The organism is Erwinia sp. STN24, assembly GCF_041320675.1.
Taxonomy (GTDB): Bacteria; Pseudomonadota; Gammaproteobacteria; order Enterobacterales; family Enterobacteriaceae; genus Erwinia; species Erwinia aeris.
Genome location: NZ_JBGGPM010000001.1, coordinates 1,308,418 through 1,330,787, shown reverse-complemented (window position 1 = coordinate 1,330,787; position 22,370 = coordinate 1,308,418). Strand labels below are relative to the sequence as shown.

The 22,370-nt window shown below is 56.2% G+C and carries 20 protein-coding genes; 16 read left to right on the top strand and 4 right to left on the bottom strand.

Going from position 1 to position 22,370, the window contains the following annotated elements:
• Positions 1-23 precede the first annotated feature (23 nt).
• The 13 genes from motA (at position 24) to ACA373_RS06390 (ending at position 15,395) form a co-directional block, all read left to right on the top strand.
• Entirely contained in the window at positions 24-902 is an 879-nt protein-coding gene (gene motA / locus ACA373_RS06450) for a flagellar motor stator protein MotA (protein ID WP_125287943.1), read from the top strand.
• Entirely contained in the window at positions 899-1,924 is a 1,026-nt protein-coding gene (gene motB, locus ACA373_RS06445) for a flagellar motor protein MotB (RefSeq protein WP_253460650.1), read from the top strand. Before motA ends, motB begins: the two co-directional genes overlap by 4 nt.
• 10 nt (positions 1,925-1,934) lie before the next feature.
• The gene (gene cheA / locus ACA373_RS06440) at positions 1,935-3,920 is read left to right on the top strand and encodes a chemotaxis protein CheA (RefSeq protein ID WP_370734458.1); all 1,986 of its coding nucleotides are present in this window, start codon (positions 1,935-1,937) and stop codon (positions 3,918-3,920) included.
• Positions 3,921-3,944: 24 nt separating this feature from the next.
• On the top strand, positions 3,945-4,442 hold the full coding sequence (gene cheW / locus ACA373_RS06435; protein WP_125287941.1) for a chemotaxis protein CheW: 498 nt from the start codon (positions 3,945-3,947) through the stop codon (positions 4,440-4,442).
• A gap of 208 nt (positions 4,443-4,650) precedes the next feature.
• Positions 4,651-6,312: a methyl-accepting chemotaxis protein gene (locus ACA373_RS06430; protein WP_253460652.1), complete on the top strand. Its 1,662-nt coding sequence runs from the start codon at positions 4,651-4,653 to the stop codon at positions 6,310-6,312.
• Between the two features lie 315 nt (positions 6,313-6,627).
• Positions 6,628-8,286, top strand: coding sequence for a methyl-accepting chemotaxis protein (locus ACA373_RS06425; RefSeq protein ID WP_253460655.1), 1,659 nt, complete (start codon positions 6,628-6,630; stop codon positions 8,284-8,286).
• 332 nt (positions 8,287-8,618) lie between these two features.
• Positions 8,619-9,485, top strand: coding sequence for a protein-glutamate O-methyltransferase CheR (cheR, locus tag ACA373_RS06420; protein WP_253460659.1), 867 nt, complete (start codon positions 8,619-8,621; stop codon positions 9,483-9,485).
• Positions 9,485-10,534 (top strand): chemotaxis response regulator protein-glutamate methylesterase, encoded by a 1,050-nt coding sequence (locus ACA373_RS06415; protein ID WP_253460662.1) that lies wholly within the window; start codon positions 9,485-9,487, stop codon positions 10,532-10,534. Before cheR ends, ACA373_RS06415 begins: the two co-directional genes overlap by 1 nt.
• 41 nt (positions 10,535-10,575) lie before the next feature.
• Complete coding sequence (gene cheY / locus ACA373_RS06410; RefSeq protein ID WP_034935773.1) at positions 10,576-10,965, top strand: chemotaxis response regulator CheY; 390 nt, start codon at positions 10,576-10,578, stop codon at positions 10,963-10,965.
• Between the two features lie 9 nt (positions 10,966-10,974).
• Positions 10,975-11,619 carry a protein phosphatase CheZ gene (cheZ, locus tag ACA373_RS06405; RefSeq protein ID WP_125287937.1) on the top strand — a complete coding sequence of 215 codons (645 nt, stop codon included), beginning with the start codon at positions 10,975-10,977 and terminating at the stop codon, positions 11,617-11,619.
• A 157-nt stretch (positions 11,620-11,776) separates the two neighbouring features.
• The gene (gene flhB, locus ACA373_RS06400) at positions 11,777-12,922 is read left to right on the top strand and encodes a flagellar biosynthesis protein FlhB (RefSeq protein WP_253460665.1); all 1,146 of its coding nucleotides are present in this window, start codon (positions 11,777-11,779) and stop codon (positions 12,920-12,922) included.
• A complete protein-coding gene (gene flhA / locus ACA373_RS06395) occupies positions 12,922-15,003 on the top strand; it encodes a flagellar biosynthesis protein FlhA (protein WP_369894558.1) in 2,082 nt (693 codons plus the stop codon). Before flhB ends, flhA begins: the two co-directional genes overlap by 1 nt.
• Positions 15,003-15,395, top strand: a complete 393-nt coding sequence (locus tag ACA373_RS06390) for a flagellar protein FlhE (RefSeq protein WP_301252233.1) — start codon at positions 15,003-15,005, stop codon at positions 15,393-15,395. The genes flhA and ACA373_RS06390 overlap by 1 nt, the downstream gene beginning before the upstream one ends.
• 541 nt (positions 15,396-15,936) lie before the next feature.
• On the opposite strand, the gene ACA373_RS06385 is transcribed toward ACA373_RS06390, so the two are convergent.
• Positions 15,937-16,236 carry a hypothetical protein gene (locus ACA373_RS06385; protein WP_370734231.1) on the bottom strand — a complete coding sequence of 100 codons (300 nt, stop codon included), beginning with the start codon at positions 16,234-16,236 and terminating at the stop codon, positions 15,937-15,939.
• 1,029 nt (positions 16,237-17,265) lie between these two features.
• Between ACA373_RS06385 and ACA373_RS06380 the strand changes: the two genes are divergently transcribed.
• Both ACA373_RS06380 and ACA373_RS06375 read left to right on the top strand, forming a co-directional pair.
• A complete protein-coding gene (locus tag ACA373_RS06380; protein ID WP_253460676.1) occupies positions 17,266-17,625 on the top strand; it encodes a tlde1 domain-containing protein in 360 nt (119 codons plus the stop codon).
• Positions 17,622-18,143 (top strand): hypothetical protein, encoded by a 522-nt coding sequence (locus tag ACA373_RS06375; RefSeq protein WP_370734230.1) that lies wholly within the window; start codon positions 17,622-17,624, stop codon positions 18,141-18,143. The genes ACA373_RS06380 and ACA373_RS06375 overlap by 4 nt, the downstream gene beginning before the upstream one ends.
• 78 nt (positions 18,144-18,221) lie before the next feature.
• On the opposite strand, the gene argS is transcribed toward ACA373_RS06375, so the two are convergent.
• Both argS and ACA373_RS06365 read right to left on the bottom strand, forming a co-directional pair.
• Complete coding sequence (gene argS / locus ACA373_RS06370) at positions 18,222-19,952, bottom strand: arginine--tRNA ligase (protein WP_301729436.1); 1,731 nt, start codon at positions 19,950-19,952, stop codon at positions 18,222-18,224.
• A 196-nt stretch (positions 19,953-20,148) separates the two neighbouring features.
• On the bottom strand, positions 20,149-20,277 hold the full coding sequence (locus ACA373_RS06365) for a hypothetical protein (protein ID WP_301252226.1): 129 nt from the start codon (positions 20,275-20,277) through the stop codon (positions 20,149-20,151).
• 306 nt (positions 20,278-20,583) lie between these two features.
• Between ACA373_RS06365 and ACA373_RS06360 the strand changes: the two genes are divergently transcribed.
• Entirely contained in the window at positions 20,584-21,150 is a 567-nt protein-coding gene (locus ACA373_RS06360; RefSeq protein ID WP_253460685.1) for a VOC family protein, read from the top strand.
• Here ACA373_RS06360 and ACA373_RS06355 read toward each other — a convergent pair.
• Positions 21,139-22,287, bottom strand: a complete 1,149-nt coding sequence (locus ACA373_RS06355) for a MalY/PatB family protein (RefSeq protein WP_370734229.1) — start codon at positions 22,285-22,287, stop codon at positions 21,139-21,141. The two genes, ACA373_RS06360 and ACA373_RS06355, sit on opposite strands and share 12 nt — an antisense overlap.
• Positions 22,288-22,370 lie beyond the last annotated feature (83 nt).

The following is a 22,370-nucleotide window of genomic DNA, read 5'->3' as shown; positions in this document are numbered from 1 at the left end:
GTCGCCAGACGTAAGGATTTATTGTGTTAGTTATTTTGGGGTATATCCTGGTTCTCGGGTCGGTGTTGGGCGGCTACGCAATGGTAGGCGGACATCTGGGCGCGCTTTATCAACCTTCCGAGCTGTTAATTATCGGCGGAGCGGGCATTGGCGCATTTTTAGCGGGCAATAACGGCAAGGCAATTAAAGCAACGTTAAAAGCGATGCCGCTGCTGATGAAAGGCTCGAAATACAATAAAGCGGTTTATATGGATCTGATGGCGTTACTTTATCGCCTGATGGCCAAATCGCGCCAGCAGGGGATGCTCTCGCTGGAAGCCGATATTGAAAGTCCGCAGGAAAGTGAAATTTTTGCTAATTACCCGCGCATCCTTGCCGATAAAAGACTGGTGGACTTTATCACCGATTATCTGCGACTGATGGTGAGCGGCAATATGAACGCATTTGAAATCGAAGCCCTGATGGATGAAGAGATTGAAACCTACGAACACGAATGTGACGTACCGGCTACGGCTATCGGTACGGTAGGCGACTCTTTACCCGCGTTTGGTATCGTGGCGGCGGTGATGGGCGTGGTGCACACCCTGGCGTCGGCAGATCGTCCGCCAGCCGAGTTGGGCGAGCTGATCGCTCACGCGATGGTCGGTACCTTCCTGGGTATTTTGCTGGCGTACGGGTTTATTTCCCCGCTGGCCGGACTGCTGCGTCAGAAATGTGCTGAAACCACCAAGATGATGCAGTGTATCAAGGTCACGCTGCTTTCCAGCCTGAATGGCTATGCGCCGCAGATCGCCGTTGAGTTTGGCCGTAAAACGCTGTACTCCACCGAGCGGCCATCCTTCTCTGAGCTGGAAGAGCACGTTCGTAACGCGAAATCGCCGGCGAAAGGTCAGGACGCATGAAGAACGACAATCACCCGATTATCCTGGTTAAGAAGAAAAAGCATTCCGCGCACGCGGGCGGCCACGGCTCCTGGAAGATTGCCTATGCCGACTTTATGACCGCGATGATGGCCTTTTTCATGGTGATGTGGCTGATTGCGATCGCCAAGCCTCAGGAATTAGCGGGGATTGCCGATTACTTTAAGACGCCGCTGCGAGTGGCTATCACCGGCGGCACCAAAACCAGCGAAAGCACCAGCGTTATTCCTGGCGGCGGTATGGATCCCAGCCAGCAGAAAGGCGAAGTGCACAAGGTTATCGATATGGACGCGGAGAAACGCAAGCTGGACGATATCCGCTTAAACCGTCTGCGCGAAAAGCTGGATCAGCTGATTGAAGCCGATCCGCGTCTGAAGGCGCTGCGCCCGCACCTGATCATCAACATGGTGGAAGAGGGCCTGCGCATTCAGATTATCGACAGCCAGAATCGACCGATGTTTAAAACCGGCAGCGCGGACGTCGAGCCTTATATGCGCGATATCCTGCGGGCCATTGCGCCGATCCTGAACGATATTCCGAACAGGATCAGCCTGGCAGGCCATACGGACGATATTCAGTACGCTAACGGCCTGCGCGGCTACAGCAACTGGGAACTGTCGGCCGACCGGGCCAACGCCTCGCGGCGGGAGCTGATTATCGGCGGGCTGGCCAGCGACAAAATGCTGCGCGTGGTGGGCATGGCCGACACCATGAAGCTGAAGAACCGTGGCGGCGACGCCGCCGTCAACCGCCGTATCAGCCTGCTGGTGCTGAACCATGACACCGAAGCGCAGATTGAGAAAGAGAACTCGGAAAGCGACGCGGTACAGATCAGCGACAGCGAGCCGGCAGCATTACAGCAAATCGTGGCACCGTCCGTTCCGGGCGATGCCGCAAAAAAACCAAACCCGGCCGAGCCGCCAGGCGAACAGGCAGCACCAACTTTAACACCAGCATCGCCTGTGCCAGCGGCCCAGACCGATCGCGACTCACAGCAGAGGTGATACCGTGAGCATGGATATCAGCGATTTTTATCAGACGTTTTTCGATGAGGCTGACGAATTGTTAGCCGACATGGAACAACACCTGTTGGGGTTAGACCCGCAGGAACCGGATGCGGAGCAGCTTAACGCTATTTTCCGTGCGGCCCACTCCATTAAAGGCGGCGCGGGCACCTTTGGTTTTACTGTATTACAGGAAACCACGCACATCCTGGAGAACATTCTTGACGGTGCGCGACGCGGCGAAATGCAGCTAAGCACGCCTATCATCAACCTGTTTTTGGAAACCAAAGATATTATGCAGGAACAGCTGGATGCCTATAAAACCGCGACCGAGCCGGACGCTGCAACCTTTGAATATATCTGTCAGGCGCTGCGTCAGCTGGCGCTGGAAGCCAAAGGCGAAAGCGCGCCCGTAGCCGTAGCGGCGCCGGCCGCGTCTGCCGCTGCTCCGGCTCCGGCCGGCCTGCGGATGGCGCTGGTGAACCTGAAACCCACTGAAATCCCGCTGATGCTGGAAGAGCTGGGCAATCTGGGCACCGTCACCGACGTGATCAAAGGCGAAACCTCGGTAGAGGTCACGCTGGATTCCTCGGTCGGTCAGGACGATATCGTCGCCGTGCTTTGCTTTGTGATTGAAGAATCGCAGATCAAATTCCTGGATGCGTCGTCGGCTCCTGCCGTGACAGAAGCCGCGCCGGCTGCCGTGGAAGAAGCGCATGCGCCAGCTCCTCAGCCCGTTGCGGTAGCAGAAGCGGCGGCTCCGGCCAAACGTGAAGCGGCCAAAAAACCGGCGGCGGCCAAAGCCAGCGAATCCACCAGCATCCGCGTAGCGGTTGAAAAGGTCGATCAGCTGATTAACCTGGTCGGCGAACTGGTGATCACGCAGTCCATGCTGGCCCAGCGTTCCAACGAGCTGGATCCGGTAGCGCATGGCGACCTGCTGAACAGCATGGGCCAGCTGGAGCGTAACGCCCGTGACCTGCAGGAATCGGTGATGTCCATCCGTATGATGCCGATGGAATATGTCTTCAGCCGCTTCCCACGCCTGGTGCGCGATCTGGCCAGCAAGCTGGGTAAAGAAGTTGAACTGACGCTGTTGGGCAGCTCCACCGAGCTGGACAAGAGCCTGATCGAACGCATTATCGACCCGTTAACGCACCTGGTGCGTAACAGTCTGGATCACGGCATCGAATCGCCGGAAAAACGCGTGGCGGCCGGGAAATCGGGCGTCGGCAACCTGACGCTCTCTGCAGAGCACCAGGGCGGCAATATCTGTATCGAAGTGATCGATGACGGCGCCGGTCTGAACCGCGAACGTATCCTGGCGAAAGCGCTTTCTTCCGGCCTGCCGGTGAGCGACGCGATGAGCGATGAAGAAGTAGGCATGTTGATTTTCGCGCCGGGCTTCTCCACCGCCGAGCAGGTTACCGACGTCTCCGGGCGTGGCGTGGGCATGGACGTGGTGAAACGTAACATCCAGGAGATGGGCGGCCACGTAGAAATTGCCTCTAAGCAGGGCAAGGGCACGACCATTCGTATCCTGCTGCCGCTGACGCTGGCGATCCTGGACGGCATGTCCGTTCGCGTCGCTGACGAAGTCTTTATTCTGCCGCTGAACGCGGTAATGGAATCTCTGCAGCCGCTGGCTGACGATCTGCACCCGCTGGCCGGTGGCGAGCGCGTGCTGGAAGTCCGTGGCGAATACCTGCCGCTGGTTGAGCTGTGGAATGTCTTTGATGTGCAGGGCGCGAAAACCGAGGCGACTCAGGGCATCGTGGTGATCCTGCAAAGCGCGGGCAAACGCTATGCGCTGCTGGTGGACCAGCTGATTGGCCAGCACCAGGTGGTGGTCAAAAACCTTGAAAGCAACTATCGCAAAGTACCGGGCATTTCGGCAGCGACCATCCTGGGTGATGGCAGCGTGGCGCTGATTGTCGACGTGTCGGCTCTGCAGTCTCTCAACCGTGAAAAGCGTGTGGCGGGAGCCGCAGCCTGACTTTAACCGATTAAGGGTAGAACTATGACTGGAATGGCAACTGTCACTAAACTCGCTGGCGAAACCGTAGGCCAGGAGTTCCTGGTATTTACGCTGGGTGACGAAGAATACGGCATTGATATTTTGAAAGTGCAGGAGATCCGTGGTTACGATCAGGTAACCCGCATCGCCAACACGCCTGCTTTTATTAAAGGCGTCACTAATTTGCGCGGCGTTATCGTGCCTATTATCGACCTGCGTATTAAATTCGCGCAGCCGGATGTGGTTTATAACGATAATACCGTGGTGATCGTACTGAATCTTGAGCAGCGCGTGGTTGGTATCGTGGTTGACGGCGTGTCCGACGTGCTGTCGCTGACCACCGATCAGATCCGTCCTTCGCCAGAGTTTGCGGTCACCATGTCGACCGAATACCTGACCGGCCTGGGCGCGCTGGGCGAACGCATGCTGATTTTGGTCGACATCGAGAAGCTGTTGAACAGCGAAGAGATGGCGCTGATGGATACGCTGCGCAGCGCGTAATTGCCGCCTTAAATAAAGTATCAGGCACCCTGTTGGTATTATGCTGGCAGGGTGTTTTTTATGGTTTGAATAAAGTCTTGCGGCTGGATAATTAATTTAGTTATTAAAGTATCACTTCAGTAAATCTGTTTCGGGCGCACATAAAGTTCCATTAATTTACGCCGATATATTCGGTGTTGATTCATTTTACTTCTACCAAGGGTACCCTATGTTTAAACGCATTAAGGTCGTCACCAGCCTGCTGTTAGTGCTGCTGGTATTCGGCTCACTCCAATTGTTGGCGGGCGGATTATTTATTAACGCGCTGACCAGCGATAAAACTAACTTTTCTATTGCTCAGAACTCCAGTGAGAACGTCGCCGCTTTTACTGACGCCTGGGTTGCGCTAAATCAGACCCGTATTAGCATTAACCGCGGCATGTTGCGCCTGCAAAGCGAAACGGCCAACAGCATTAACAGCGCCTCGCTGACCGATATCAGCAACCAGAGCAAATCGCTGCTGGCTGATGCTGATAAATCTTATGCGCGCTACCAGGGCATTCCCAATACCAAAGGGATGGATCCGCTGATCACCGAAGCGTTAGAAAAAAATTACGAAACCTATTCCAAAGCGCTGGGCCAGATGGTGACGCTGATGGAAAACAGGCAGCTGGCCGAGATGTTCAAGATGAATATCGAGCAGAAGCAGAACGATATGCAGGATGCCTACCAGGCCTGGCGTAACGCGCAGAACGTGCTGACCACGAAAGGCGTGGCGGATAACGAAAGCGCCTATACCAAAATGCTGTGGGTGATTGGCACGGTCATGGCGCTGGTTGTCGCGCTGATCGCGCTGTGCTGGGTCGGTCTGCGTTCCGTGCTGATCAAGCCGCTGCAGGAAAATATCGCGCACATCAGCCATATCGCCGGCGGCGACCTGACCCACACGATTGAAGTGGAAGGCCGTAACGAAATGGCGCAGCTGGCCAACAGCCTGAAAGAGATGCAGCAGGCGCTGGTGCGTACCGTCAGCGACGTGCGCGACGGCTCCGACGCTATCTATACCGGCGCAAGCGAAATCGCGGCGGGCAACAACGATCTTTCTGCCCGTACCGAGCAGCAGGCCGCCTCGCTGGAAGAAACCGCCGCGAGCATGGAGCAGCTGACCGCTACCGTGAAGCAGAACGCCGAAAACGCCCGTCAGGCTTCGCAGCTGGCGCTGAGCGCGTCGGAAACGGCGCAGAAGGGCGGCAAGGTGGTGGACGGCGTGGTGAAAACCATGAGCGACATCGCGGGCAGCTCGAAGAAGATCGCCGATATTACCAGCGTGATCGACGGCATCGCCTTCCAGACCAATATTCTGGCGCTGAACGCCGCGGTAGAGGCAGCGCGTGCCGGCGAACAGGGCCGTGGCTTTGCGGTTGTGGCCGGTGAAGTCCGTAATCTGGCGCAGCGCAGCGCGCAGGCCGCCAAAGAAATCAAAGGCCTGATTGAAGATTCCGTGGCGCGCGTGGACAGCGGTTCCGTCCTGGTGGGCACCGCCGGTGAAACCATGAACGATATCGTCAACGCCGTTACCCGCGTGACCGACATCATGGGTGAAATCGCCTCTGCTTCCGACGAGCAGAGCCGCGGTATCGACCAGGTTGGCACCGCCGTAACCGAGATGGATCGCGTGACGCAGCAGAACGCCTCGCTGGTGGAAGAGTCCGCCACGGCCGCCGCAGCGCTGGAAGATCAGGCCAGCCGTCTGACTCAGGCCGTTGCCGTGTTCCGCGTACGCAAAGAACAGGCCGCTCGTGCCGCTGCACCTGCGCCGCGTACGCTGAAGCCCGCGCTGCGTAAAGCCGCCGCGCCAGGCGCTGAAGAAGGCAACTGGGAAACGTTTTAAGTAAAGAGCACAAGCGCTTAATCCTTAACAGCATGTTAATCAGCCCGCTCCGGCACCGTGCCCGAGCGGGCTTCTTTTTAGCCGTCGCGAGGCGGGTAGAAGGAAGCCGTCGCCACAAGCCACCTTTCTGGCTGCCGATACCGGCAGGAAATCGTGCCTGGCAGAGGTTTTCCAAAACAATTAACCAGCCGTTCTGCATGAACCAGACACATCGGCACAGCCCTGTAGTGCTTTCCGGAAAGCGCCCTACAGCTCAATAAAGATCCCCCCGCGTCTGCCGATAACTAAAACAAATAGCCCCCAACTGAGGTAGTTATGTTCAAGAGTATAAAAGTAGTGACCGGCCTGGTGAGCGTGCTGGTGTTGTTTGCTGTATTGCAGCTGGGGACCGGCGGTTTGTTCTTCAAAGCCGTGCACAGCGACAAACAGAATTTTGAATTAAGTCAGCAGATGCGCATCCTGCAACAGTCCATGGGCAACTCATGGGTGTCGCTGGTGCAGGCACGCAACACGCTGAACCGCGCCGGTATTCGTTACCTGCAGGATGTCAGCAAATCGGGCGCGGGCACCTCTGCCACCGATCTGATGACGCAGGCAAAGGCCGACCTGGCCGCTGCCGATAAATCCCTGGCGGTGTTCAACGCCACGCTGACCGAAGACGGGAAAAAAGCGGAGGACGTGCAGACGCTGCTGGCTAACTACAAGCAGTTCCACACCGCGCTTTCCGAGCTGATTGTGATGATGGAAACCGGCCGTTTTGACGACTTCGTCGCGCAGCCGACCCAAAGCTATCAGGAACAGTTCCAGCAGGCTTATAACCACTGGCTGGAAGTGGTTAATCAGCTGACGGCGCAGGGTATTAAAACCAATGAAGACGCTTACCACCAGACTATCTGGCTGCTGCTGGGCGTGCTGCTGGTTTCCGCTGCGGTCATCGCGCTGGCGTGGAGCGGCATCCGTAAACTGCTGCTGCTGCCGCTGAACAGCAATATCGAGCACATTCGTCACATCGCCAGCGGCGACCTGACGCAGACCATCGAAGTGGAAGGCCGTAGCGAAATGACTCTGCTGGCGGAAAGCCTGCGCGATATGCAGCAGTCGCTGGTGCGTACCGTCAGCGACGTGCGCGACGGCTCCGACGCTATCTATACCGGCGCAAGCGAAATTTCTGCGGGCAACAACGATCTCTCTTCGCGTACCGAGCAGCAGGCCGCCTCGCTGGAAGAAACCGCCGCGAGCATGGAGCAGCTGACCGCTACCGTGAAGCAGAACGCCGAGAACGCCCGTCAGGCTTCGCAGCTGGCGCTGAGCGCGTCGGAAACGGCGCAGAAGGGCGGCAAGGTGGTGGACGGCGTGGTGAAAACCATGAGTGACATCGCGGGCAGCTCGAAGAAAATCGCCGATATTACCAGCGTGATCGACGGCATCGCTTTCCAGACCAATATCCTGGCGCTGAACGCCGCGGTAGAGGCAGCGCGTGCCGGTGAGCAGGGCCGTGGCTTTGCGGTCGTGGCCGGTGAAGTCCGTAACCTGGCGCAGCGCAGCGCGCAGGCCGCCAAAGAAATCAAAGGTCTGATTGAAGATTCCGTGGCGCGTGTCGATACCGGATCGCAGCTGGTGGAAAGCGCGGGTGAAACGATGGCGGATATTGTGAACGCCGTTACCCGCGTAACCGACATCATGGGCGAAATCGCTTCCGCATCGGGCGAGCAGAGTCGCGGTATCGATCAGGTCGGCATCGCCGTAACCGAGATGGATCGCGTGACGCAGCAGAACGCCTCGCTGGTTGAGGAATCTGCCGCCGCCGCCGCCGCGCTGGAAGTGCAGGCCAGCCGTCTGACCCAGGCCGTCGCCGTGTTCCGCATTCGTAAGGACAGCGTCGTGCAGGCTACCAGCAAGCCGATGGCCGTTGCCGCCGCGCCGAAGAAAGCGCAGGCCGCCCCGGTTTCCAACGATAACTGGGAAACGTTCTAATCCCTGAACCCCGCGCCGCCGTCTGTGGAGGGCGGCGCGAGGCTGGTTATTAAGACGGCAGGCAGTAAAAAATAAGGCTTTAACGCAATTTGGCCTCAGGAAGATCGAATTGCTGCCGATAAACAGTTAAGCAATCTGAATTTGTAGTTAGCCAGTGTCATAGCCACCGGACGATGCAAAGCAGAGCAACAGAACGCCGCGCTGGTAGTGGAAGCGGCAGCAGCCCAGGCACGCTCGGGTTGGTTCAGGAGAAGGCAAACCGCCTCGGATACTGACCCACAGGGAACACACTGTTTTAACCCCTTAATCTGTACTTTGCAGGGTGGATCTGGATGAAAAAATCGACGTTGGTAGCACCGCCGGAGAACGCAACGCTGTTGTCACAGATGGTACAGCGCCTGCCGTTATCCGATGCGCACTTTAAGCGCATCAGCCAGCTTATTTATCAGCGGGCCGGCATTGTTCTCGCCGACCATAAGCGCGAGATGGTTTATAACCGCCTGGTGCGCCGGTTACGGACGTTAGGCATCGACGATTTTGGTCGTTACCTGGCGCTGCTGGAGAGTGATTCCGGCAGTGCAGAGTGGCAGGCCTTTATCAACTCGCTGACCACTAACCTGACGGCGTTCTTTCGCGAGGCGCATCACTTTCCGATTCTGGCCGATCACGCCAGGCGGCGCGGCGGCAGTTTCAACGTCTGGTGCGCGGCGGCGTCGACGGGCGAGGAGCCTTACTCCATCGCCATGACGCTGGCGGAAACGTTAGGCGCAGGCAAGTTCCAGGTTCACGCCAGCGATATCGATACCCAGGTGCTGGAAAAAGCGCTGTCGGGCGTCTATCGCCAGGAAGAGCTGCGCACGCTGTCGCCTCAGCAGCTGCAACGCTTCTTCTTTCGCGGTACCGGCCCGCACGCTGGCATGGTGCGCGTTCGGCCTGAACTGGCTAACACCATTACATTTTCCCAGCTCAACCTGCTGGGCAACGAGTGGGCCGTTCCCGGCCCGTTCGACGCGATTTTTTGCCGCAACGTAATGATCTATTTCGACAAAGAGACGCAGGAAAAGATCCTGCGGCGTTTTGTCCCGATGCTGAAACCTGGCGGCATTCTTTTTGCCGGACACTCTGAAAACTTCAGCCAGATCAGCAAAGAGTTTTACCTGCGAGGCCAGACGGTTTACGGGCTGACTAAGGAAAGATAATGGGCAAAATCAAAGTGTTATGTGTTGATGACTCTTCGCTGATGCGTCAGCTGATGACGGAGATTATTAACAGTCATTCGGACATGGAGATGGTGGCGACGGCGCCCGATCCGTTGGTGGCTCGCGATTTAATTAAAGAATTCAATCCCGACGTGCTGACGCTGGACGTGGAAATGCCGCGCATGGACGGACTGGATTTTCTGGAAAAGCTGATGCGCCTGCGGCCGATGCCGGTGGTGATGGTCTCTTCGCTGACCGGCCAGGGTTCCGAAGTGACGCTGCGCGCGCTGGAGCTGGGCGCGGTGGATTTTGTCACCAAGCCGTCGCTGGGTATCCGCGAAGGCATGCTGGCCTACAGCCAGATGATTGCCGATAAGGTACGCGCCGCTTCAAGGGCGAAGCTGCACGTGCGTCGGTCGCAGCCAGCGCCGGTGATGCTGAAAGCCGGGCCAATGCTGAGCAGTGAAAAGCTGATCGCAATCGGCGCCTCTACGGGCGGTACGGAAGCGATCAGGCATGTGTTGCAGCCGCTGCCGGCCACCAGTCCGGCGCTGATGATTACGCAGCATATGCCGCCAGGTTTTACCCGCTCTTTTGCCGAACGGCTGAACAAGCTGTGTCAGATCACGGTAAAAGAGGCAGAAGACGGCGAGCGCGTGCTGCCGGGCCATGCCTATATCGCGCCGGGCGCGATGCACATGGAGCTGGCACGCAGCGGCGCAAACTATCAGGTGAAACTGCACGACGGCCCGCCGGTCAATCGGCATAAGCCTTCGGTAGACGTGTTATTTAAATCAGTCGCGCAGTATGCCGGTCGCAACGCCGTTGGCGTGATCCTGACCGGAATGGGCAACGACGGCGCCGCAGGCCTGCTGACCATGAACAAAGCAGGCGCGTGGACCATCGCCCAGAACGAAGCGAGCTGTGTCGTATTTGGTATGCCCCGCGAAGCAATTGCGCTCGGGGGCGCCAGTGAAGTGGTGGATCTCCACCAAATCAGCCAGCACATGCTGGCAAAAATTAGCGCCGGACAGGCATTACGTATCTAACGCAGCGCCCGTCCCGCGGGGCTACACAAACAGGAGTAATTATGGCTGACAAAAATATGCGGTTTCTGGTGGTCGACGATTTCAACACGATGCGTCGTATCGTCCGTAACCTGCTGAAAGAGCTCGGCTTCAATAACGTTGAAGAAGCAGAAGACGGCGTTGACGCGCTGGCTAAGCTGCGTGCCGGCGGCTTTGACTTCGTGATTTCTGACTGGAACATGCCAAACATGGACGGTCTGCAGCTGCTGCAAACCATTCGTGCAGACGGCACGCTCGGCAAGCTGCCGGTGCTGATGGTCACGGCCGAAGCCAAAAAAGAGAACATTATTGCGGCTGCTCAGGCGGGTGCCAGCGGCTATGTCGTTAAACCTTTTACCGCAGCGACCCTTGAAGAGAAGTTAGGCAAGATCTTCGAAAAGCTGGGTATGTAAGGAGCCGAGATGAGCGAACTTCCGAAACCAAGTGTCGACGCGGCTTCCGCGAACGACATTATCTCCCGAATTGGTTCGTTGACGCGGATGCTGCGCGACAGCCTGCGTGAGCTGGGACTGGATCAGGCCATTGCTGAAGCGGCGGAAGCCATTCCCGACGCCCGCGATCGCCTGGACTACGTAGTGCAAATGACCGCTCAGGCGGCTGAACGCGCGCTGAACTGTGTGGAAGCCGCGCAGCCACGTCAGACAGAGATGGAGAATGGAGCTAAAGCGCTGAAAGGCCGTTGGGATGAGTGGTTTGAGAATCCTATCGAACTGGCAGATGCCCGCTCGCTGGTTTCGGATACCCGTGGTTATCTGGAATCGGTGCCGCAGCATACGAGCTTCACCAACGCGCAGCTGATGGAAATCATGATGGCGCAGGATTTCCAGGATCTGACCGGTCAGGTCATCAAGCGCATGATGGATGTGATCCAGGAAATCGAGCGTCAGCTGTTGATGGTGCTGTTGGAAAACATGCCGGAACAGCCTGCCCGTCCGAAGAAAGATGCGGACAGCCTGAAAAACGGCCCGCAGATTAACGGTGAAGCGCCCGGCGTGGTGGCTAACCAGGATCAGGTCGACGACCTGCTCGACAGCCTCGGGTTTTAAGCTTGTCCTTCCGCTCAGGGCCGATCCTTATCGGCCCTTTTTTGCTATTACCTGAATAACCCCCTTTTTACGCGTTTACTCGCGGCATCATCCCTGCGCCTTTTTGGCATCCTAACCGCATTCATTCCGTACTCCAGAAATTCCCTGAGGATAGCCTGTGTCTGGTGACAGCGAAGAGGAAAAGACCGAATCCGCAACCCCCCACCGACTTGAAAAAGCACGAGAAGAAGGGCAGGTTCCGCGCTCGCGCGAGCTGACCTCGGTGCTGATGCTGGTGGCGGGGTTGGGTATTTTGTGGATGGGCGGCGAAAGCATGGCCCGCAAAATCGGTCAGCTGCTGGCTCAGGGATTAGTGTTCAACCACTCGGTGGTCAGCGATACCAGCCAGATGCTGCACCTGATCGGCAGACTTTTTGTGCAGGCGGTGTATACGCTGCTGCCGATGATGGCGGGGCTGGTGCTGGTAGCGATTGCCGCGCCGATGCTGCTGGGCGGCGTGCTGATCAGCGGCAAAGCGATTAAGTTCGACGTTGGCAAGATGAATCCAATTAAAGGCTTAGCCAAGCTGGTCTCCGCGCAGACCGCGACGGAACTGGTGAAATCGATTCTGAAAGCGGTGCTGGTCGGCTGCGTGACCTGGCTGTATGTCAGCCATAACTGGCCGGAAATGATGCGCCTGATCAGCGAATCGCCCTATACCGCGCTGGCCAGCTCGCTGAACATGATTGCCATGTGCTGCGTGCTGGTGGTGCTGGGCCTGTCGCCGATGGTGGGATTTGACGTTTTCTGGCAGTTGTACAGCTACTACAAAGGGCTGCGCATGACTCGCCAGGAAATCCGTGACGAATATAAACAGCAGGAAGGCGATCCGCACGTTAAGGGGCGTATTCGTCAGCAGATGCGCGCGGCGGCCCGTCGACGCATGATGGCGGATGTACCGAAAGCGGACGTTATCGTGACCAACCCGACGCACTATTCCGTCGCCTTGCAGTATGACGAACGGAAAATGAGCGCGCCGAAAGTGGTGGCGAAAGGCGCAGGCGAAGTGGCGCTGCGTATTCGCGAATTAGGTAAAGAACACCGTATTCCTGTCCTGGAGGCGCCGCCGCTGGCGCGCGCGCTCTATCGACACAGTGAAATTGGTCAGCATATTCCCGGTACGTTATATGCGGCTGTTGCAGAAGTGTTGGCCTGGGTCTGGCAGCTCCGTCGCTGGAAGCTGGAAGGCGGCCTGGCCCCGAAAAAACCTGCTAATTTACCGGTGCCGGAAGCGCTGGACTTTGGCTCTGGAGAGAAAGACTGATGGCGAATCTGGCCACATTGTTGCGCTTACCGAATATGAAAGATACCCAATGGCAGATTATGGCCGGGCCGGTATTGATTATGATGATCCTGGCGATGATGGTGCTGCCGTTGCCGCCGTTCATCCTCGATCTGCTGTTCACCTTTAATATCGCGCTGTCGATAATGGTGCTGCTGGTAGCGATGTTTACCCAGAAAACGCTGGAGTTCGCTGCGTTTCCGACCATTCTGCTTTTCTCCACCCTGTTGCGCCTGGCGCTGAACGTCGCCTCAACCCGTATCATCCTGATGGAAGGGCATACGGGCGCGGCGGCGGCCGGACAGGTGGTTGAGGCCTTCGGGCACTTTCTGGTGGGCGGCAACTTCGCCATCGGTATCGTGGTCTTTATCATCCTCGTTATCATCAACTTTATGGTTATCACCAAGGGTGCTGGCCGTATCGCCGAAGTGGGCGCGCGCTTTGTGCTGGACGGGATGCCCGGTAAGCAGATGGCGATCGACGCCGACCTGAACGCCGGCCTGATTGGTGAAGACGAAGCGAAAAAACGCCGTGCGGAAGTCACCCAGGAAGCGGACTTCTACGGGTCAATGGACGGTGCGAGTAAGTTCGTTCGCGGCGACGCCGTCGCAGGCATTATGATCATGGTCATCAACGTTATCGGCGGTCTGCTGGTGGGCGTGGTGCAGCATGGTATGGACGTGGGCCACGCAGGTGAAACCTATACGCTGCTGACCATCGGTGACGGTCTGGTTGCTCAGATCCCGGCGCTGGTTATCTCAACCGCAGCCGGCGTTATCGTGACCCGCGTGGCGACCGATCAGGACGTTGGCGAGCAGATGGTTACCCAGCTGTTCAAAAATCCACGCGTGATGATGCTGAGCGCAGGCGTGCTGGGTTTACTGGGTCTGATCCCGGGAATGCCGAACCTGGTGTTCCTGCTGTTTACCGCCGCGCTGCTGGGCCTTGCGTGGTATATGCGCGGTCAGGAGACCAAACCGAAAGCCATGCCGCAGAGCAGCATGGTGAAAAGCGCGGAAACGCCGGTGAATGTAGAAGCGTCCTGGACCGATGTGCAGCTGGAAGACACGCTGGGCATGGAAGTCGGCTATCGACTGATCCCCATGGTGGACAATACGCAGGATGGCGAGTTGCTGGGTCGTATCCGCAGCATTCGTAAGAAATTCGCGCAGGAGATGGGCTTTCTGCCGCCGGTGGTGCATATCCGCGACAATATGGAGCTGCCGCCAGCGCGCTACCGTATTCTGATGAAGGGCGTAGAAATCGGCAGCGGCGACGCCTATCCGGGCCGCTGGATGGCGATCAACCCCGGCACCGCCGCAGGCACGCTGCCGGGCGAAGTGACGGTGGATCCAGCCTTTGGTCTGGCCGCTATCTGGATCGACAGCGCGCTGAAAGAGCAGGCGCAGATCCAGGGTTATACCGTAGTGGAAGCGAGTACCGTAGTCGCTACGCACCTGAACCATTTGATTGGCCAGTACGCCAGCGAGCTGTTTGGCCGTCAGGAAGCGCAGCAGCTGCTGGATCGCGTTACCCAGGATATGCCGAAGCTGACGGAAGATTTAATCCCTGGCGTGATTACGCTGACCACGCTGCATAAGGTGTTGCAGAATTTGCTGTCGGAGCGCGTTTCCATCCGCGATATGCGCACCATTATTGAAACGCTGGCGGAGCACGCGACCGTGCAGACCGATCCGCACGAGCTGACTTCCGTAGTGCGCGTGGCGCTGGGCCGGGCGATTACCCAGCAGTGGTATCCGGGCAACGGCGAAGTGCAGGTTATCGGACTGGATACCACGCTGGAACGTCTGCTGCTGCAGGCGTTGCAGGGCGGCGGCGGTCTGGAGCCGGGCCTGGCAGATCGTTTGCTGGCGCAGGCGCAGGGCGCGCTGGCGCATCAGGAGTCGCTGGGCGCGCCGCCGGTGCTGTTGGTTAACCATCCGTTGCGCGCGCTGCTGGCCCGCTTCCTGCGTCGCAACCTGCCGCAGCTGATGGTGATTTCTAACCTGGAGCTGACCGATAATCGTCAGATCCGCATGACGTCGACTATCGGTGGTCATTGATGAAAAAGGCGCTGCTGTTTTTGTGCTGTCTGCCACAGCTGGCGTTGGCTGCCGGCGGCGCCTGGCACGCCTCCGCGCCGGGGCCGGGATTGCTGAATCGCGGGATGCAGTTAACGTCGCCCGCGCTGAAGGCGTCGGAGACGGTGACCGGCGCGATAACGGAGATCAGCTGGCGTTATGAGCTGACCGGCCCAATGCCTTCCGGTTTTGCCGCCTGGCTTTGTGCCGAAAGGCGTTGCGTGCCGCTTGACGGCGCGAGCGGCGCGACGCGAGGGTTAACCAATATTCATGCCGGAGAAACGCTGCACTTTGTCTATGGCGTGCAGGGACAAGGTCGGCTGCCTCAGACGCTGCGCGTGCTGAGTAATGAAGTGATGGTGAATTACCGGTAGCCTGGCGGGCAAAGCCAGGCAGTGCAGGGCAAAAGCAGGCAGTGCAGAAAGGGGCGAAGCGATTCGCCCCTTTTTTGCGTTCTGAAGCCGGAGAAAAGCCGCTGTGACTTGGGGCAGGTTACAGAAGTCGCTGCGGGGCAAGTGGCAGGCAGCAAGGGACGGTGCGGAACACGGGCGCGCCGTAAATCCATCCGTGGAGGCTCGGTTGGCGCTTCCCTGCGCCAAACGGTCCGCTTATCCGCACTGCCCCTTACTGCGGTCTGGCAGCGGTGTGGCGGTAAGAACGGCGGTGAGATCGGCAATAGGTTGCAAAGGCGGGATTGGCGATAGGTTACGTAAGTCTGCGGGAAAAGGTCGTTGCGATTAGAGGCAGGTTACAGAAGTCGCTGCGGGGTGAATGGCAGGCAGTAAGGGGCGGGTTACAAAGGTCGCTGTGGAGCAGGCGAGAAGGGCGATAGGTTGCAAAGGTCGCTGCGGCACTAAAGAAAAGCAAAAGAACAGACCGCTGCGGATTGAATGCGGCCTGTCTTTCCCGGCGAATTTAGCGAACCTGGACTAAACCGTTCCAGGTTTCCATATAGCGCGGGGCTTTCAGATCGTCCACCTGATAATTGACCAGATCAAACAGCAGATCGTTGAGCGTCAGTCTGGCTTCCGCATCAATCAGGTTGTGAATTAATAGCCGGGTTAAAGCCTGGCAATATTGGGTGACTCTTTCCGGTTCCGCAATAAAAGTGACAGGATGAAAAGCCGTAGTATTCGACGCCGTTAGCTGTGGAAGGCGCTCGTCAGGCACCGGTTCTTCATAAGTCGTCGCCAGCTGTTCAAGGCTGGCGGCCATTTTTTATAAAGAGAAAGACGCTCCATATCATTATCCGTTTCCATTAAGGCGGCAACCAGACGCTCGTTATATTCCGCCAGAACGATAAAGTCCATTCCCGCGGGTAGCGAGGAAAAATTTGTAAACTCAGGGCGAGTTTGGGTACACTGTTTTACAGCCATCATGTTACTCCTTTTAACATTGTGGTCAGAGGCTCGTCAGTGTTCCACCACTGGCGGGTCTCGCTATTTCTGCGTCGCTTCAGGCGCCGCCCATCAACTCTATGCTTTTTCTTTACGCCGTCAATACTCCATGGATCGTTTTCTTTCAAAGGATTATGCCTTTATTTAGTTATGGAAAGCTGCTCGTAAAATAAGATGAAAATAAACAGGTGTTGCTTGTTTTTTGTGAGGCAGGCCGCAAGCAAGGGGCGTGAGATCGCACGGCTATTTATTGTCTGCAAAGAACTCAGCATTAATCCTGTTTAACTTCCGATAATTAAATAACAATGCGGTCAGAAGGTGGGGGACGAAAGTAGCTCGGGAGTATTATTATATAACGGTGTTATTTTCAAATATTTTGTGCAGTTCCTGATAAACAGGCTGAATCAGTCCGCTTATCCGCATGGCCTCTTACTGCGGTCAGGCAGCGGCGTGGCGGTAAGGATGGTGCGGGATTGGCGATGGGTTACGCAAGTCTGCGGAAAAGGTCGTTGCGGCATGGGCGGCAGGTTACAGAAGTCATTGTAGGGCAGGCGACGGCATCAGGGAGCGGTTTGTCATAACAGACAAAACGTAAATAGTGCAATAAGGTGAACTTAATCATTTTTTTGCGGCGCAATGTGTGATGAAAATACGTTGCCCGCTTTTCAGGAAGAGGGGGGAATAACGGCGGGTATTCCACTCATTATGCTACTTATTTTCGAAAAGGATAGAGCGTATAAGGGGCAGTCCGCTTCAGCTAAACCAGAATAATTTTGGCATATCCTGGTGGCTAAATCACCTAATCAGGCCACCTGGAACCGCACAGATTTGTATAAGGATAATGCACATGGCATGGATTTATCAGCAATCTACGGGAAATCTTTATCACGATAGCGAGTATATCGACCGTGGTTATTCAGGTATGCTGACCAATAAGAATAATCCCGACCGACAGCAGGTAAGAGGAATGGGGCCGATCCCGCGTGGTAAATGGCGTATCACGCAGCGTACCCACACAAAAGGGCCAATGACGATCGTGCTCAGGCAAATCACTGGTGAAACCTTTGGGCGCACGGAGTTTCGTATTCATGGCGAACGTATAGGCAAACCAGCAGGCTTTGCTTCCCAGGGATGTATTATCCTGAGGTCTGCGACCCGGGATCGTATCTGGTCTTCCCATGACAGAGAGCTGGAGGTAATAAGATGAGAAATTTATCTTTCTTGTTGATGACGTTATGTCTGTTTTCCACTTCCGCAGCCTGTAGCTCAGTGATGGTCGAAGAAAACTGGGGGCAATTTATTAGCAATATTGCAAAAGGGAATAGCCAGACGATTGCTGTATTACCTGGAAAAATAAAAGCGATAAGTCATTCAATTACCGACCCACAGGCTATTGAGCTCGTTGAGGCAATAAGTTTTGCATTGATCAATAAGCCGTTGGCAACGCTTCAGGCAACGGAAGAAATAGGGACATCCGCTGATACGCTTGTTCAGCGATTTGATTCCGGCAGCATTTGCTCTGTACCTGCCATCATGTCTTACACGAAATCTTCTGTGCTGAAATATTACGCTCTGGCAACGGAAGCGCTTAAAAAAGCAGGTAAACCAGCCGCAGAGTGCCTGAATATTATGCAGGCAGCTATGGCGGAAATTCAGCAGGAGGATGAGCGAGGCGAGATGAAATGGGGAAATAAAAGCTTTAATCCGGTACGGGCTTCCGGGTAAATTTTCCAGGCAGAATAAAACAGACTAAATCTTTAGCGATAAAAAGGGACGAAAGCTCGTCCCTTTGCAGATTGCCTGTTACATTCTTTCGACGGTTTCGATACCCAGCGTATCCAGACCCTGCTTCAGGGTTCTCGCGGTCAGCAGCGCCAGCTTCAGGCGGCTCTGCTTCGTCGCTTCGTCTTCGGCAGACAGGATCGGGCAGTGCTCGTAGAAACCAGAGAACAGACCGGCCAGATCGTAGAGGTAAGCACACATCACGTGCGGCGTGCCGTCGCGCGCGACCTGGGTGATGGTTTCTTCAAATTGCAGCAGGCGTACGGCCAGCGCCGCTTCGCGATCTTCAGCAATCACGGTTTTGCCCGTGACGGCGGATTCTTCAATGCCCGCCTTGCGGAACACGGAAAGCACACGCGTATAGGCATACTGCATATACGGCGCGGTGTTGCCTTCAAAGGCCAGCATGTTGTCCCAGTCAAACACATAATCCGTGGTGCGGCTTTTAGAAAGATCCGCATATTTGACCGCGCCGATACCCACCGTGTTGGCAAGCTTCGCCAGTTCGTCGGCTGGCATATCCGGGTTTTTCTCGCTAACCAGCTTCGTGGCGCGCTCGACCGCTTCGTCCAGCAGATCGGAAAGCTTGATGGTGCCGCCCGCGCGGGTTTTAAATGGCTTGCCGTCCTTGCCCAGCATCATGCCAAACGCATGGTGTTCTAAAGGCACGGACGTCGGCACATAACCGGCTTTACGCACGATGGTCCACGCCTGCTGTAGATGCTGGTGCTGACGTGAATCGATATAGTAGAGCACGCGATCGGCATGAAGCGTTTCATAACGGTATTTCGCGCAGGCGATATCGGTGGTGGTATAAAGATAGCCGCCATCCTTTTTCTGGATGATAACGCCCATCGGCTCGCCATCTTTATTTTTGTACTCGTCCAGGAAAACCACGGTAGCGCCTTCGCTTTCTACCGCCAGGCCTTTGGCTTTCAGATCGGCAACGATGCCCGGCAGCATATCGTTGTACAGGCTTTCGCCCATGACGTCTTTGCGGCTCAGCGTCACGTTCATGCGGTCGTAGACTTTCTGGTTCTGCGACATGGTGATGTCCACCAGACGCTTCCACATTTTACGGCAGTATTCATCGCCGCCCTGAAGTTTTACCACGTAGCCGCGCGCGCGTTCGGCAAAAGCCGGATCTTCGTCATAGGTACGCTTGGCTTCGCGGTAGAAGGCTTCCAGATCGGATAAAGCGATCTCTTCATGGGCTTCGTTCTGCTGTTTTTCCAGGTAAGCGATCAGCATCCCGAACTGCGTGCCCCAGTCGCCCACATGGTTGGCGCGGATCACGTTGTGGCCCAGGAAGGAGAGCGTGCGCACCGCCGCATCACCAATGATGGTGGAGCGAACGTGACCAACGTGCATCTCTTTGGCGACGTTAGGCGCAGAGTAGTCGATAACGATAGTCTGCGGTTCGACCGGCGACACGCCCAGGCGCGGCGCGTCGACAACGCGGTCTACCTGGGCGGCAAGCCAGTCGGCGTCAAGAAACAGATTGATAAAACCCGGTCCGGCGATTTCAACCTTGCTGGCGATCCCCTGTAGATCGAGATGGGTCAGCACCTCTTCAGCAAGCTGGCGCGGCGCCTTGCCCAGTTTTTTCGCAACGGCCATAATACCGTTTGCCTGGTAATCGCCGAACTGTGCCTTAGCGGACTGACGCACCTGCGGCTCGCAGTCGGCCGGAGCCCCTGCCGCGATCATCGCCTGACTGACTTTATCTGAGAGAAGAGCCTGAATATTCACCGGATTACCTTTATATGCAAAAACGCCTGCGCGCTGAGGCCAGGCCGTCATACTAAACGGAGTCGGACAGCAGAGTGGCTGTTCGCTACCGCTAAAAAAGAAGGGAAAAAGTATACTGCATTTAGGCTGTAGTTATCCAGGCGTGTAAACAGGAGAGGGCACAGGAAACAGCGGGCGCTGCTTCCTGGTTGTCTGGTCAGGTGCGACGACGGTGAGGGCGATGCGGGCTGGCGATAGTCGTCTTTTCGTTACGAAGCTTCCAGTGCCTCACCAGAGCAAAGCCCGTCATAACGATAAGCGCTGCAATAAGTATTAACATCAGCATTTGCTATTCCTTGTGTGAGAAGCGAAACGAATCTATAAGAAATAAGAATACCCTGGAGTCGACGAACGGGATTTAAGAATAGTCGCATTGTATAAATTTAACTAAATTAAAACATTAAGTTAAGCCAAATTTTCTAAATAATATGCTGGGACTAAACCAAATTTAACTAAAGAAAAGGATAATAATCCGCAATTATCGAGCTATCCTGGGCTGTTACGTTTTTCTTCATCAGGAAAGCTGGCCCGAAAACGGGGTGTGATGGCATAAAAATGATTAATATTTTTAAAGTAATTTAACGAGGAAGGCATGTTTTCAGGTAAAGTAGCGGAAGAATTAAACGATTTAGTTAAGGATTCTGGAGAGTTTCTATACAAAATTAACCATCTGGCGACGCGGCTCGGGCTGGATCTGGCTGCGCATCATGCCGATCACATCGCCGTACGCTGCCATCAGGTCGCGACGGCGGAACGCTGGAAAAAAGGTTTTTTGCAGCACGGCGTGCTGTTTTCAGAAAAGATGATAGGCGGACGGCCGGTCGCGCTGTTTGAGCTGCATGAACCATTACGGGTCGGGCCATGGCAAATCAGCATGGTGGAGCTGCCCTGGCCCGGTGAAAAAGTCTATCGGCATGAAGGCTGGGAGCACGTTGAGATCGTGCTGCCGGGCGATGAAGCGCAGCTGAGCGTGCGTGCGCTGGCGCTGTTGTCGGATGAGAGCCTCTCTAAACCAGGGATAGCCATTAAAAATAGCGCGCCGAAAGGAGAGGGCGAAAGGCTGCCTAATCCGACGCTCGCGGTCAGCGACGGCCAGGTGACGATCAAGTTCCATCCCTGGAGCCTGAAAGAGATTGTAGAGAGCGAGCTAGCGTCGTAACGTCCGCACGGCTTTTTCCATCCGTCGCACCGCTTCCACAATCAGATCGCGCGGGCAGCCAAAGTTAAAGCGTACAAAGCTATCGTCGCCAAAATCGCGCCCGGCGGAAAAGCCCAGCCCGTGCCGTTCAAAAAACAGCGCCGGGCTGGCAACATTAAGCTGGCTGGCGTCAATCCACGCCAGATAGGTCGCCTCCGGGCGGGCCAGCGAAAGCCCCTCAATAGCGTTGACACGCTCGGTCAGCCAGTCCCTTGAGGTTTTAAGATAGGCCAGCTGCTCGTCCAGCCACGGCTGCCCGTCTCGCCAGGCGGCCGTCGCGGCGACCAGCGCCAGGATATCCGGTTGCGGCACAATACCCAGGCGTGCTTTGTTGAAACGCGCGCGCAACGCTTTATCGGGAATAATGGCCAGCGAAGCGCCCAGCCCGGCAATATTGAACGTCTTTGAGGGCGAAATCAGCGTCACGGAGCGTCGCTGCGCGTCTTCGTTAAGACTGCCAAAAGGAATATGCTGCACGCCGTCTTCCAGCAGCAGGTCGCAGTGAATTTCATCAGAGCAGACGATCAGATCGTGACGTTGCGCAAAGCGCAGCTGTGCCTCCAGCTCCTCGCGACGATAAACCGTGCCGCCGGGATTTTGCGGATTGCACAGCATTAACAGTTTTTCGTTGCCGGTCATGGCGGTTGACAGCTCGTCAAAATCCGCCAGCCAGCGTCCCTCATGCAGTTTTAACGGCACGTTAAGCTGCGCGCGGTCGGCCAGCTTCGCCGCAGAGCGGAACGGCGGATAAATCGGCGTGGGCGCGACGGTGCCTTGATGCGGCTCGGTAAAAGCGCGTACCGCTAAATTCAGCCCGCTGACCACGCCCGGCAGTAAAACCAGCCATTCAGGATCGATTTTCCACTGATAGCGCGCCAGCATTCGCGCCGTGGTGACGGCAATCAGCTCATCCGGCGTGGTGCCATAGCCGAAAATACCATGGGCCACGCGCTGCTGAAGCGCGTCAATCACACATTGCGGCGAGCGGAAATCGGTATCTGCTACCCAGAGCGGCAAAATATCCTGACCGCCATATTTCTGCCATTTCAGACTATCGCTGTGACGGCGATCGATACGCTGGTCGAAAGTGCATGTCATGTTGGTGATTCCCGTTACTATTATTTTTAATGTTCGAAAGCAGACTAAACAGCGAAACAGATTTACACAACCAGCCGGCAGTC

Excerpts from the sequence above, each read along its gene's own strand:
- ACA373_RS06385 (WP_370734231.1), bottom strand. The coding sequence starts at position 16,236 with ATGGCCGCCAGCCTTGAACAGCTGGCGACGACTTATGAAGAACCGGTG.
- cheW (WP_125287941.1), top strand. The coding sequence starts at position 3,945 with ATGACTGGAATGGCAACTGTCACTAAACTCGCTGGCGAAACCGTAGGC.
- ACA373_RS06415 (WP_253460662.1), top strand. The coding sequence starts at position 9,485 with ATGGGCAAAATCAAAGTGTTATGTGTTGATGACTCTTCGCTGATGCGT.
- motB (WP_253460650.1), top strand. The coding sequence starts at position 899 with ATGAAGAACGACAATCACCCGATTATCCTGGTTAAGAAGAAAAAGCAT.
- cheA (WP_370734458.1), top strand. The coding sequence starts at position 1,935 with ATGGATATCAGCGATTTTTATCAGACGTTTTTCGATGAGGCTGACGAA.
- cheY (WP_034935773.1), top strand. The coding sequence starts at position 10,576 with ATGGCTGACAAAAATATGCGGTTTCTGGTGGTCGACGATTTCAACACG.
- ACA373_RS06425 (WP_253460655.1), top strand. The coding sequence starts at position 6,628 with ATGTTCAAGAGTATAAAAGTAGTGACCGGCCTGGTGAGCGTGCTGGTG.
- ACA373_RS06365 (WP_301252226.1), bottom strand. The coding sequence starts at position 20,277 with ATGCTGATGTTAATACTTATTGCAGCGCTTATCGTTATGACGGGCTTT.
- ACA373_RS06380 (WP_253460676.1), top strand. The coding sequence starts at position 17,266 with ATGGCATGGATTTATCAGCAATCTACGGGAAATCTTTATCACGATAGC.
- ACA373_RS06360 (WP_253460685.1), top strand. The coding sequence starts at position 20,584 with ATGTTTTCAGGTAAAGTAGCGGAAGAATTAAACGATTTAGTTAAGGAT.
- ACA373_RS06375 (WP_370734230.1), top strand. The coding sequence starts at position 17,622 with ATGAGAAATTTATCTTTCTTGTTGATGACGTTATGTCTGTTTTCCACT.
- cheZ (WP_125287937.1), top strand. The coding sequence starts at position 10,975 with ATGAGCGAACTTCCGAAACCAAGTGTCGACGCGGCTTCCGCGAACGAC.
- ACA373_RS06355 (WP_370734229.1), bottom strand. The coding sequence starts at position 22,287 with ATGACATGCACTTTCGACCAGCGTATCGATCGCCGTCACAGCGATAGT.
- cheR (WP_253460659.1), top strand. The coding sequence starts at position 8,619 with ATGAAAAAATCGACGTTGGTAGCACCGCCGGAGAACGCAACGCTGTTG.
- flhA (WP_369894558.1), top strand. The coding sequence starts at position 12,922 with ATGGCGAATCTGGCCACATTGTTGCGCTTACCGAATATGAAAGATACC.
- ACA373_RS06390 (WP_301252233.1), top strand. The coding sequence starts at position 15,003 with ATGAAAAAGGCGCTGCTGTTTTTGTGCTGTCTGCCACAGCTGGCGTTG.
- ACA373_RS06430 (WP_253460652.1), top strand. The coding sequence starts at position 4,651 with ATGTTTAAACGCATTAAGGTCGTCACCAGCCTGCTGTTAGTGCTGCTG.